Source organism: Laedolimicola intestinihominis (assembly GCF_040096155.1).
Classification (GTDB): Bacteria; Bacillota; Clostridia; order Lachnospirales; family Lachnospiraceae; genus Laedolimicola; species Laedolimicola intestinihominis.
This window is the reverse complement of record NZ_JBBMFE010000020.1, coordinates 17,524-28,410: the sequence shown is the minus strand read 5'-3', so window position 1 is coordinate 28,410 and position 10,887 is coordinate 17,524. Positions and strand designations below refer to the sequence as shown.

The 10,887-nt window shown below is 54.7% G+C and carries 10 protein-coding genes; 1 reads left to right on the top strand and 9 read right to left on the bottom strand.

The genetic code is table 11. The features are described from left to right. Positions 1–28: 28 nt before the first annotated feature. The 3 genes from WMO29_RS15660 to WMO29_RS15650 are packed head-to-tail and all read right to left on the bottom strand — an operon-like array spanning position 29 to position 3,685. Positions 29–1,255, bottom strand: coding sequence for an ABC transporter permease (locus WMO29_RS15660; RefSeq protein WP_178040071.1), 1,227 nt, complete (start codon positions 1,253–1,255; stop codon positions 29–31). A gap of 2 nt (positions 1,256–1,257) precedes the next feature. Next, positions 1,258–2,964, bottom strand: coding sequence for an efflux RND transporter periplasmic adaptor subunit (locus WMO29_RS15655; protein WP_349165433.1), 1,707 nt, complete (start codon positions 2,962–2,964; stop codon positions 1,258–1,260). 22 nt (positions 2,965–2,986) lie between these two features. Further along, positions 2,987–3,685 (bottom strand): ABC transporter ATP-binding protein, encoded by a 699-nt coding sequence (locus WMO29_RS15650; protein WP_349165432.1) that lies wholly within the window; start codon positions 3,683–3,685, stop codon positions 2,987–2,989. Positions 3,686–3,958: 273 nt separating this feature from the next. Between WMO29_RS15650 and WMO29_RS15645 the strand changes: the two genes are divergently transcribed. After that, on the top strand, positions 3,959–4,651 hold the full coding sequence (locus WMO29_RS15645; RefSeq protein ID WP_349165431.1) for a gamma-glutamyl-gamma-aminobutyrate hydrolase family protein: 693 nt from the start codon (positions 3,959–3,961) through the stop codon (positions 4,649–4,651). 80 nt (positions 4,652–4,731) lie between these two features. Here the strand turns inward: WMO29_RS15645 and WMO29_RS15640 are convergent, their stop codons facing one another. The 6 genes from WMO29_RS15640 to WMO29_RS15615 all read right to left on the bottom strand — a co-directional run bounded on the left by WMO29_RS15640 (position 4,732) and on the right by WMO29_RS15615 (position 10,764). Then, a complete protein-coding gene (locus WMO29_RS15640; protein ID WP_349165430.1) occupies positions 4,732–5,856 on the bottom strand; it encodes a dipeptidase in 1,125 nt (374 codons plus the stop codon). 131 nt (positions 5,857–5,987) lie between these two features. Beyond that, on the bottom strand, positions 5,988–8,177 hold the full coding sequence (locus WMO29_RS15635; protein ID WP_349165429.1) for a sensor histidine kinase: 2,190 nt from the start codon (positions 8,175–8,177) through the stop codon (positions 5,988–5,990). Then, positions 8,152–8,850 (bottom strand): response regulator transcription factor, encoded by a 699-nt coding sequence (locus WMO29_RS15630; protein WP_349165428.1) that lies wholly within the window; start codon positions 8,848–8,850, stop codon positions 8,152–8,154. The genes WMO29_RS15635 and WMO29_RS15630 overlap by 26 nt, the downstream gene beginning before the upstream one ends. A 79-nt stretch (positions 8,851–8,929) precedes the next feature. Next, positions 8,930–9,484 (bottom strand): hypothetical protein, encoded by a 555-nt coding sequence (locus WMO29_RS15625; protein WP_349165427.1) that lies wholly within the window; start codon positions 9,482–9,484, stop codon positions 8,930–8,932. Then, positions 9,468–10,448 (bottom strand): DUF1700 domain-containing protein, encoded by a 981-nt coding sequence (locus WMO29_RS15620; RefSeq protein ID WP_349165426.1) that lies wholly within the window; start codon positions 10,446–10,448, stop codon positions 9,468–9,470. Before WMO29_RS15620 ends, WMO29_RS15625 begins: the two co-directional genes overlap by 17 nt. Then, entirely contained in the window at positions 10,441–10,764 is a 324-nt protein-coding gene (locus tag WMO29_RS15615) for a helix-turn-helix transcriptional regulator (protein WP_178039217.1), read from the bottom strand. The genes WMO29_RS15620 and WMO29_RS15615 overlap by 8 nt, the downstream gene beginning before the upstream one ends. Positions 10,765–10,887 lie beyond the last annotated feature (123 nt).

Below are 10,887 nucleotides of genomic sequence, written 5' to 3'. Positions count from 1 at the left end.
TTCCCATAAGGGAGAGTGCCTGCCCGGATTAGTTTCTCCGCAGAGCTTCGATGGGGCTTAAACGCGCCGCCTTCTTCGCCGGGTAGATACCGAAGAAGATGCCCACGGCTGAGGAGAATACGGTGGCTAGGACTATCGTCACGATACTGATGGCGGGCTTGAAGCCCAGCACGGGCAGGGAGCAGATGCCGTAAGCTCCCAGAAGGCCCAGCACGATGCCGATGAGGCCGCCCATGCAGGTGATGATGGCGGATTCGGCCAGAAACTGCATCATGATGGATCCGGTGCGAGCACCCAGAGCCTTTCGGATACCGATTTCCCGGGTCCGTTCCGTAACCGATACCAGCATGATGTTCATGACGCCAATGCCGCCCACCAGCAGGGCGATGGCCGCCACTAGGGCGATGAAGGCGGTAATCATGTCCAGCATACTGGTAATCTGGGCAATCTGGCTGTCGCCGTCCTGGAGCATAAAGGCGTCTTCCCCCTGGGTCTGGTGCCGGCTTGCCAGCAGATTCAGAGCCTCCTGCCCCACTTCCCTGGAATACTGGCTTCCCTCAGAAATGATATTCAGGCCGTAGAAGGAATCCAGTTCATAACCAAAGGCATAATTGGCTGTGTAAGGCATATAAAAATTCACATAACTGGTCTCTCCCATCATTGCGCCCATCATGCCGCCCTCGTCCTCGGATTTCATAACGCCGCAGATGGTGATTTCCTGGGTCACATTGTAAATGGTTGCCTCCACGGTCATGCCGATCACATCGTCGGTTCCGAACATTTTGATGGCGTCGCTCTGGCTGACCACGGCCACCAGATTCATTGCCTCCACGTCGGAATCTGTAAAATAATGTCCCGCCACCATTTCCGGATTGTGGGTATATTCCAAATCTGCTGTACCTGTGGTGGCGTACACATCAAAGGTTCCTTTCGGAGTCAGGATGCTGCCAAACATGCTGTCGGAAGGCGTCACGCCCTTTACGTGGGAGATTTTCTCTTTGATGGCATTCATATCTTCCACGGTTATCTGCTGTTCGTCCGTTCCGCCGTCCGTATTGGAATAGACGTAAATCTGGCCTCCGGCAATGGCATTTAAGGCGTCGCTCATTTTCGTCTTCGCGCCTCCGCCGATGGACATAATCATGATGACGGAAGAGATACCGATGATGATGCCCAGCATGGTCAGGAAGGAACGGCCCTTGTTGGCCCGGATATTGTCCAGGGCCATTTTGATGTATTCATATAGCTGTGCCATGCTTACTCCTCCACTGCGGTGACACGGGTGCCCTCGGTGATGCCGGTGGTCAGGCCGCCGGAAATGACTTTGTCGCCTGCTGCCAGACCGGATTTTACTTCTACGGCGTCATCGGAAGCCAGCCCCTTTTCAATCACTTTTTTCTCTACGACGCCATTTTCATTGACCACATAGCAGAAGTCGCCGTCCTGGCCGGAGTTCACACACTCAGCCGGAACCACCAGCACATCCTTCACGAAACGGCCCTGTACGTTCACCTTGGCCTCCAGTCCCAGATAAATGTTCTCGTCCGGGTTGTCAATTTTCACCTGTGCGGTAACCACTGGGGTTCCCTTATCGTTTTTCTCGGCGATACGGCTGAGCTTGGTTACGGTGCCTTCGTAGGTATGGCCTGCCAGCGTTACGGTAGCCTTCTGGCCCTCTTCCATCTTCTCCAGATCATATTTGGTGATGCTCATTTCCACGGTAACGTCCTCGCTGCTGGCTACGGTCAGAAGCTCGCCGCCCTTGGTGGCCGGGCCGCCTGCGACTGCCGCCACCTTCGTTACCACGCCGGAAAAATCTGCTTTGATGCCATCTTTACCCTGCTGGATATCGTCCTTGGTCATCGTTGCTTCCAGGGTGCTCAAGTTATTCTGGGCTGCCAGCTGGCTCCTGGCCGCGCCGGAGAGCTTGGCCGCGTCGGTGGAATCCTTGATGCCCTCCTCCTTGGATTTGCTGGTTTCCAGCTTGGTTTTATTTTCCTGGGCGTCCTTTAAGCGTCCCTGATAGCTGTCCAGCTTCTTCACGATTTCGTTGTAATTATTCTGCTCATCCTGGATGCTCTTCTCGATATTCGGGAGAGACGCCTGGGCATCGGCAGCATGCTTGCTTGCCTGAGCAACCGCGTTCTGCGCCACCGTCACAGCGTCCTGCAGCTTCTGATAGTCCACACTGCTCTGATCCGTGATACTGGTCTGTGCCAGCGCATCTTTTGCTGCTTTCAGCTCCTGGTTAGCCGCATCTAACGCCGCAATCGCCGCCTTCGCCGCGTCCTGCTGACTCTTCAGATCCGCCAATTTATTGGAAGAATCGCCCTGATAGCCGGTATACTCGTTGACCCGCTTATTCAGGTGATCCACATTGTCGTCTTCCTCGTCCAGCTGCCGGTTGATGATATCCAGAGCCGCGGAAGAACGGTTGTACTCGGACGCGTTTTTATTGTCCTTTTCGATGGAATCCTTGTAGCCATAGTTGGCTGCGCTGCCGGTGAGCTCCGCCTGCTTGTAGAGGTTGTCAAGCTCGGCGCTGTCGTAGGTAAGCAGCGTATCGCCTGCCTCCACGGTGTCGCCCACCTGCAAATCAAACTCCGAAACGGTGGCGGATACCGGGGAGAAATAGGTCTTTACTTCCTCGGACTGCACCGCGCCGCTGCCGTCCACAGACTGGCTGACGCTGCCGACGGTTACCTCGGTGACGCTGACCATCGGGTAGCTTGGACCTGCGAAGGCTCGCGGCAAAATGGCCACGACTGCTACCACTACGACTACACCGCCGATGATAATCCGCTTCCGGCGCTTTTTCTTCTGGACCGGGGTCAGCGGCGTTTTCTCTTTCTTCTCCTTCTGGGCGCTCTTTTTGAACAGGCCCTTCTTTGCTTTCTGTTCTTCCTGTTCTGTGAGCGCCTCGTCGGCTTCCCATTCTTCCATCAGGCTCTTTTTCTCTTCCATGGTTCCACTCCTCATTCTTTCTTTAAAATACAACATCTTCATTGATGTAATCTTCTACAATATGGCCGTCCATGATGCGGATGACGCGCTTGGCCTGGGCCGCAATGCCGTTGTCATGGGTAATCAGGATGACAGTCCGACCGCCCTTGTAGAGCTCCTTCAAAATCTGCAAAATCTCTTTGCTGGATCCGGAATCCAGGTTTCCCGTGGGCTCATCTGCCAGAATCACCGGCGGCTTCGCCGCAATGGCCCGGGCGATGGCCACGCGCTGCTGCTGGCCGCCGGACATCTCGTTTGGCTTGTGGTCCATGCGGTGGGCCAGACCGACGATTTTCAGGGATTCCTCTGAGAGGCGTTCCCGCTCCTTCTTCGGCACGCCCCGGTAAATCAGGGGCAGCTCCACATTTTCCCGGGCGGTCAGATTGCTGATCAGGTTGAAGCCCTGGAAAATGAAGCCGATTTCTTTGTTGCGGATATCCGACTGCTCATCATCGGTCAGGGTGGACACGTCCTGCCCGTTCAGGAAATAGGTTCCCGATGTGGGCGTATCCAGACAGCCCAGCATATTCATCAGGGTGGATTTACCGGAACCTGACTGGCCGATGATGGCTACGAATTCCCCTGTTTCTATGGAAAGACTCACGTGATCCAGCGCCCGGACTTCATTTTCGCCGGGGTTATAGATCTTGCAAATGTCTTTTACTTCCACCAGTGCGCTCATATTTTTCTCCTTCTTTTTCCACAAAAATGGGATTTTGTCCCACATCTGTATTAGTCTTGTAATACAATACCATATATTTTTTTGAACTTCAAGGACATTCATAAATTCTTAAAAAACCTTAACCGCAACCATCACTTATTGGCTCTTCCGTGCTTCTTTTTTGTAAGATTTCTCCAGATGTCAGCAGGGCATTTCCCTGGAAATGGGTCTTCTTTTCCTTGCTTTCACTGCATATATTAGGAGAAATTCTTTTCCTACAGGCTGGTTTTTATCATGATCCATAAAAAAATTCTGATTGCGGGCTTTCGGGAGCAGACCCTGAATTATTGTGCCGCCTTTTCTCTGCTGGGCGCGCAGGCCGAAACCCTTTGCGGAACAGTTCAGGAGCTTTCCATGCTGCTGGCAGACGATTTTCTCCCGAATCCGGCGGATTTTGACGGTCTCATTCTGCCCGGCGGCGGAGATATCAGTCCTTTTTTCTATCATATGGAAAATAAGGGGTCGCGGAATATCGACTCTCTGCTGGACTCCGTGCAGTTCTCACTGTTCCGGGCTTTTACGGCTGCGGGAAAACCGGTGCTTGGCATCTGCAAGGGCATTCAGCTTATCAATGTGGCCTTTGGCGGAACGCTGATTCAGGATCTGTCCGGGGAATCCCTGAGCATCCACGCCTGGGACGAGGGGGATAAAATTCACATAACAAAAGCTGCACACGGTACCTTTCCGGCGCAGCTTTACAGTAATTTTCCGCGGGTCAACAGCGCCCACCACCAGGCGGTGGCCGCTGTCGGGGATGGCCTTCGGGTGGCCCAGTACGGGCCGGATTTCGTGATCGAGGCTCTGTACCATGAGAGGCTGCCGATTCTCGGGGTGCAGTGGCATCCGGAGCGGATGTGTTTTTCCTTTGCGCGGGAAGAAATCGAGGACGGAAGTAAGCTTCTAAAATACTTTTTGTCGCTGCTGTAAATGTATTTATAAAATTATGATTGCAAAGCTTCCTTTTCCTTACGCAGCCCTTGTCTTATACCGTTTTTGTTTCGCTCATTTTATTTAAGAATACGGCGATAATAACGCAGGAAATTGCCGCCTGCTATGCCCTTTGCCGTCGCTTCGTCCATGCCCCGCTGCAGTAAAGCGGCAGTCAGCTTCACCATCTCGCCGTGGTGGGCCAGCACGTCATAAATTTCTGTCTCAAAATGGATGCGCGGGGTGGTTTCTTCCAGTCCTTTACAGAGATCGAAGCCGTAGCCCACATGCTCCGGATCCGCGATGCGGACCAAGTGCTCGGCATGTTCGCAGAGACGGAGCAGGGCCGCGTCCGCATTCTGTCCCGCTGCCTCCGGCGCTCCGGCGGCTCCTTCCCGTTCTGTCTTTTCACGCTCCGACATCACGCCGGTCAGATACCCGCAAGCATTCAGCCCGATGACGCCACCACGCCCCGCAATCTCGCGGATCTGATCGTCTGTCAGATTCCGATAATTCTCATGTACCGCCCAGGCGTCGGAGTGGCTGGCAATAAAGGGCTGCTCTGCCAGATCGCACACGTCCCGGAAGCCTTCGTTGCTCAAATGGCTCACGTCCAGCCACATGCCAAGCCGTTCCATTCTCCGGATAGCCTCTTTGCCAAGCTCTGTCAGACCACCCGGGATCTCTTTGAACTGCCCCGCCGTGCAGCAGCCCGTGGCAAAGGCGTTCCGGCGGCTCCAGGTGAGGCCTGCGCCCCGGACGCCCAGATCGTAGAAGGTCCGAAGCAGAGACAGATCATTTCCCAGTGGATCGAGGCCCTCCAGGGACAATAGAACTGAGATCCGGCCTGCCGCCAGGTTCTCATCCAGTTCCGCACGACTTTTCGTCACACGGATGCGGTCGCCCACCGGCTCTATGTCCTCCTTCAGGGCCGTGATCTGCCCCAGAGCCTTCCGAAGCCCCAGCTCCGGCAAATCCCGGTTGTTGATGAAAATAGATGATACGACAATGTTCAGACCCGCTTCTTCAAAGCGCGGCAGATACCGCTGCTCCACCACGCCGCTCTCTCCGGTCAGATGGCGTTCGTAGACCTCCGCCGCCAGATCGAAGTGGGCGTCCACTACTGGATTTTCCTGGTGAATTTTTCTGGCCAATTCCAGATATTGTTCCTGTATAAACATATTAATTCCTCTGACCTTCTTCATACTGCGGGTTCCGATATACAGGTTTCCTCACTGTCTGCCGTAGGCACTACATGTATTTCTACAACTGCCGCCTCCAGTCAGGCAGACATGCTCCCTGTTCTATCGAAAACCGCACTCTTTCTTACTTATTCTTACGCTTCTTTCTTGTTCTCCGTCACCGCAAAGCTCACCACCGCCGTAAACAGATCCGCGTCCGTCTCCACCCGGAAGCTGCCGCCGCAGGCCTCGGTGAAGCTTTTGGCGATAGACAGCCCCAGTCCGCTGCCGCCGTCCGTCCGGCTCTTATCGCCCCGGACGAAGCGCTCGGTGAAATCGATGCCGTCGCCAAGCTCGGTAGCAGATGTATTTTTCATAACCGCCGTTGCATTTCCATCTTTTTCCACAAGCGTCAGGTACACGCGGGAACCGGGCAGGGAATACTTCAATGCGTTCTGCAACAGATTCTGGAATACACGGTACATGCGCTGGCCGTCCGCCGTGATCATCACCGGTTCCTCCGAGATAGACACCCGCATGGAGAGACCACTCTGCTCGATGGGTTCCGCCATATCCGCCAGGGTCTGGCGCAGAAGTTTGGCGAAATCCAGCTTCTCCGGCTTCACCTGCAGCTCGCCGGATGCCGCCTTGCTCACCTCAAACACGTCCTGTACCATGGCGCTCAGGCGCTCGGATTTCTCACCCAGGACACGGATGTAATCTTTCACATCCTCAGGCAGATTTTCCTCCTGCTTCAGGATGTCCACATAGCTGACGATGGAAGTCAGCGGCGTCTTGATGTCGTGGGACACATTGGCCACCAGCTCCACCTTCATGCGCTCGCTCTTCGTGCGCTCCCGGATAGCCGCCTCCATGCCCTCCTGGATGCTGTTCAGGTCCTCCGCCGCCGCTTTCAGATCACTGTCCTCCGGCAGCGACAGCGCATTTCCCATATCGCCGCCCCGGACGGCTCCGATCTGCTCCGTCAGCGCGCCCAGATCCTCGGCCAGCCGATGTACCTTCCCCACATAGAAGAAGCCCACGAAGGGAATCAGGGAGCGCCGCTGCCATTTCACCAGCTTCTTCTGCACGGGCTGTTCAAGCTCCCGGGTACTGATGCTGCGCCGCAGACGGCCCATGACGATCTTCTGCTGTCCCTGATTCCGGCGCAAATCGGTGATTCCCAGATACAGCGGCCAGAAAATCAGGAACAAGCAGGTGAAAATTCCGTTCCGGTTGGACGCCAGGTAATCCAGCGCCTCCGGCGCATAGTCCTCGATTCCATAATAGACGACCCATCCCGGGCTGAAACTGCTCCAGGTTAAAAACTCATTTATGAGGATCAAAAGCAGACAAATCGGAAGAACCAGGAAGATCAGCAGCTTAATTTCAAGCCAGATTTTTCCAGTCCATCTGGCGATGATTTCCCGTCCTGCCCTTCGCGGCTTCCGAAACATCCACGCCAGAAGTAACAAAAGGAGAGCCGCCGCCAGACCGGCTTTGCTGCGTGCCAGCTGCTGCCTTTCTGCCGCCAGACTCTCCTTCAGACGGTAGAGGACGCCGCCGTATCGGTTGGTTCCGTTTGTGCCGCTGACTACGTAGAGCTTAGGAGCCTTCGCCGCTGCCAGATAGACCACGATTGCTTTCGCCTCATCCCCGACTGTGAAGTTCTGGTAGCCCGGCACGGCCCAGCGGCTGTTCTCCCGGTAAATGCCGTCGCCGTAGACGTCCACGGTCTGGCCGTCCTTTTCCATGGCTACCTTACCGTCGCCGTCCTTATTGTAAGTCAGCTGAAAATTATACTCCTCCGCCGGAATCCAGGCTGCGAAATCCATGCCGATGCTGGCATTTTCCGCGTCCAGTCCGTCGATGTTCGTATAGATCAGTTTTCCGTCTTTGAACACCGCGTAACGCAGGTTCTGGTCGGCTTTCATTTCCTCCAGATAGGCGTTAAAATCCGCCGTGCTGTATCCGCCTGCTTCTGTGGCTGCCTCTTCATAGCTCACGGAGCCTGAGTAATCAGGCGTCCACCATTCGGATATGACCGTACCGCTATCCTCTGTGACCGTATCTGCCGCATAAAAATCATACCGATAGCCGGAATCGCTGTAGCTGTACTGATAGCCCATCCAGTCCTTTCCCCTGAGTCCGATGCCGATCAGATCCTCCAGCCGATTCGACATGGTTGTGGCAAATTCCTGTGTTTTCTGATAGTCGGACTGCCGCAGATCCGTGTTCGAAATCAGCGTCAGCATGGAAATGAAGTTGTAAATCAGCAACGTCATTCCCAGAAAGAAGGCAAGCATGCCTATCCAGATTTTAGATTTTTTCCATTTTGTATCCAATGCCCCACACCACCTTTAAATATTCCGGTTCTTTCGGATTGAGCTCGATCTTTTCACGAATGCGGCGGATATGTACCATGACTGTATTTTCCGGCGCATAGGCTTCTTCCTCCCAGACCCGGCGGTAAATCTCCTCCGCCGGGAAGACGCGACCCCGATTTTTCATCAGAAGCTCCACGATCTTCGTCTCGGTGGCGGTCAGCCGCACCGGCTCTCCGTCTGCGTACAGGGTTCGTTCGGATTGGCGATAGGTGAGTCGGCCATTTCGGATCTCGTCCCCGGACACGCCCGCGTGGATGTCGCCCAGCATGGTATAGCGCCGAAGCTGGCTTTTTACCCGGGCTGCCAGCTCCTGGGGATGAAAGGGCTTCGCCACGTAATCATCGGCGCCCATGGACAGGCCTAAGATTTTGTCGGTCTCCTCGCTTTTGGCGCTGAGGACGATGATTGGGATATTTTTCCGCTCCCGGATTTTCATGACGGCGGACAGTCCGTCCAGGCGCGGCATCATCACATCCATGATAATGAGCTGCACCGGCTTTTCCACTGCCAGCTCCAGGGCCTGCAGGCCGTCGTAGGCCTTCAGCACCTGATAGCCCTCTTTTTCCAGAAGCACTGCAATGGCTCTCACAATCTCCCGGTCGTCGTCTACTACCAGTACGCATTCGTTCATATTTGCTCTCTCCTTTTCCGGTGGTTTCAGGATACCCTTTCTTTCTTACAGGACACCGGGGGATTTTCTTACAGCTTTCTTACAATCTTAAATCTTTTTCATTGACCGGGTTATAAAAGATCTGTACCTGCTTGATATGGGGCGCGCCCACCACGGAAATCAACTCGCCACGCTTCAGGCCCACCAGGACTTTGTCCTTGGCCTCCATCAAATTCTGAAAATTACTCTCGTCCGTATCCTGCCAGTAGCAGCGAAGCTCCAGGGCCGGGTTACGGGTCTGCCGCCAGGTATCGGCGTCGTCATCGTAATAGTCATCCTCCTGGACGTTCTCTTCGATCCGCGGCTCCACCATGTCTTTATTGTAGGTAATGCGGAACAGCACGGTATTTTCCGGAATGCTCTCGTCGGCCTCCACATCGGGAGCCGTATCCCAGTAGCCGTCAATATTCCAGACGCCCTGCTCCGGGTCGATCTCTTTGCTGATGTCTCTGGTAACGATATCTGTCTTGCCGACCACTTCCGCGCCGCCGTAGGCCAGGCCTGAAAATTCGCCGAAGGCTACGCCTGCGCCGATGCCGGACAGCAGGATACCGCCGCAAAAGATGCCGATAGTTATTTTATGCAATCTGGTCATGTTCATCCTCCTCTGCCTCTACGGCCTCGTCTGTGAAATCGTCTTCTTCCGGCTCGTCATCTGTATCGACCTCATTTTCCAGGACGGCGGTTTTCTCTTCGGTCTTTTTCCGACGAATCAGGCCCCAGGCCGCACAGGTCAGCGCGCCGCCGCAGAGCAGACCGCCAAGGCTCATCAAGGTCACGCCGATAAGCGGGTAGCCCTGGAAGCAGAGAATCAGGAGCGCGCCAAAGCAGAAAATGGCGGCGATGGTTCCCAGTGCCAGGCAGACCGCGGCGCAGAACCAAAAGACGTTCCAGCAGAGGCGTACGCCCCAGCGGAGCAGGTCCCAGCAAATGTGCAGGAGCCATACAAGCAGTTTTCTTAAGATGCGGACGGCGCTGCCAATCAGGCGGCCGTAGCCCCTCAGGATGTCACGGCAGAAGCCGATAAGTTTTCCTGGCATGCCCTGTTCGGAGCTAGTGTATGCTTTTCGGGAAGCTGCCGGGCTATATCCGGCTGCGCTTTTCTCTGAAGCTACACCGTCTGCGGCTGTCCCCTGTACGGCCGGGCTTTCGGTTTCCTCCGGCTGCTCCACTGGCTTTCCCACAGGCTTCTTATGGAACGGTTTCCCAATCCAGGCGCAGACCTCCTGTATCCACTGTACCAGCTTCTTTCCCGCCTTTTTCAGAAATCCGCCCGCCTGACGGATGCCCTGCTCCGCAGACTGGGCCGCGCTCTCGAAATCCATCTTTACACGGCGGCTGCTGTCGCCGTACTCCGGGTTCACATGGTAGGCCTCCAGAATCTCCGCCGCCAGTTCCTTCACCGGCCCGAAATCGCCGATGGCCTCCTCCTCGGACATGCCGTTCTGTATCTTCATATCAATATGCTGGGCATATTCATCCAGAATATCCTGCTGCTCCCGTTCCTCCAGCACCTTCAGATGTCCCGCAAGCTCTGTCAGAAATGCTTCTTTACTCATGTTGTTCTCCCTCCTTCAGGTACTTCCCGACCTGCTGCTGAAATTCTATCCATTCCTTCGCCAGGGAATCCCGATAGAGAATCCCTGCTGCCGTCAGATGATAATATTTTCGTGGGGGCCCTTCTGTGGACTCCCGAAGGTATGTCTCAAAATAATGTTCATTGGTCAGGCGCTTCAGCAGCGGGTAAATGGTTCCCTCATTCACGTCAATGACCCGGGAAACCTCCTCCACCAGTTCATACCCGTACCGATCCTTCCGGCGCACCGCCTCCAGCACAATCAGCTCCAGCACGCCCTTTTTAAATTGTGGGTTCATTTCATCCCTCCCGCACGTTCCTGTGTCTGATATTAGGTTACACCTACTACTATGTAATGTCAAGTACTAAAGTTTTAAGAATAGTTTAAGATCGATTTTTCTACTTTTTTCTATTTTCTTCTT

Bases quoted from the DNA above. Each gene is read 5' to 3' on its own strand.
- WMO29_RS15660 (WP_178040071.1), bottom strand. From the start codon at position 1,255: ATGGCACAGCTATATGAATACATCAAAATGGCCCTGGACAATATCCGG.
- WMO29_RS15630 (WP_349165428.1), bottom strand. From the start codon at position 8,850: ATGAACGAATGCGTACTGGTAGTAGACGACGACCGGGAGATTGTGAGA.
- WMO29_RS15640 (WP_349165430.1), bottom strand. From the start codon at position 5,856: ATGAAGAAGGTCAGAGGAATTAATATGTTTATACAGGAACAATATCTG.
- WMO29_RS15645 (WP_349165431.1), top strand. From the start codon at position 3,959: ATGATCCATAAAAAAATTCTGATTGCGGGCTTTCGGGAGCAGACCCTG.
- WMO29_RS15650 (WP_349165432.1), bottom strand. From the start codon at position 3,685: ATGAGCGCACTGGTGGAAGTAAAAGACATTTGCAAGATCTATAACCCC.
- WMO29_RS15655 (WP_349165433.1), bottom strand. From the start codon at position 2,964: ATGGAAGAGAAAAAGAGCCTGATGGAAGAATGGGAAGCCGACGAGGCG.
- WMO29_RS15620 (WP_349165426.1), bottom strand. From the start codon at position 10,448: ATGAGTAAAGAAGCATTTCTGACAGAGCTTGCGGGACATCTGAAGGTG.
- WMO29_RS15625 (WP_349165427.1), bottom strand. From the start codon at position 9,484: ATGACCAGATTGCATAAAATAACTATCGGCATCTTTTGCGGCGGTATC.
- WMO29_RS15615 (WP_178039217.1), bottom strand. From the start codon at position 10,764: ATGAACCCACAATTTAAAAAGGGCGTGCTGGAGCTGATTGTGCTGGAG.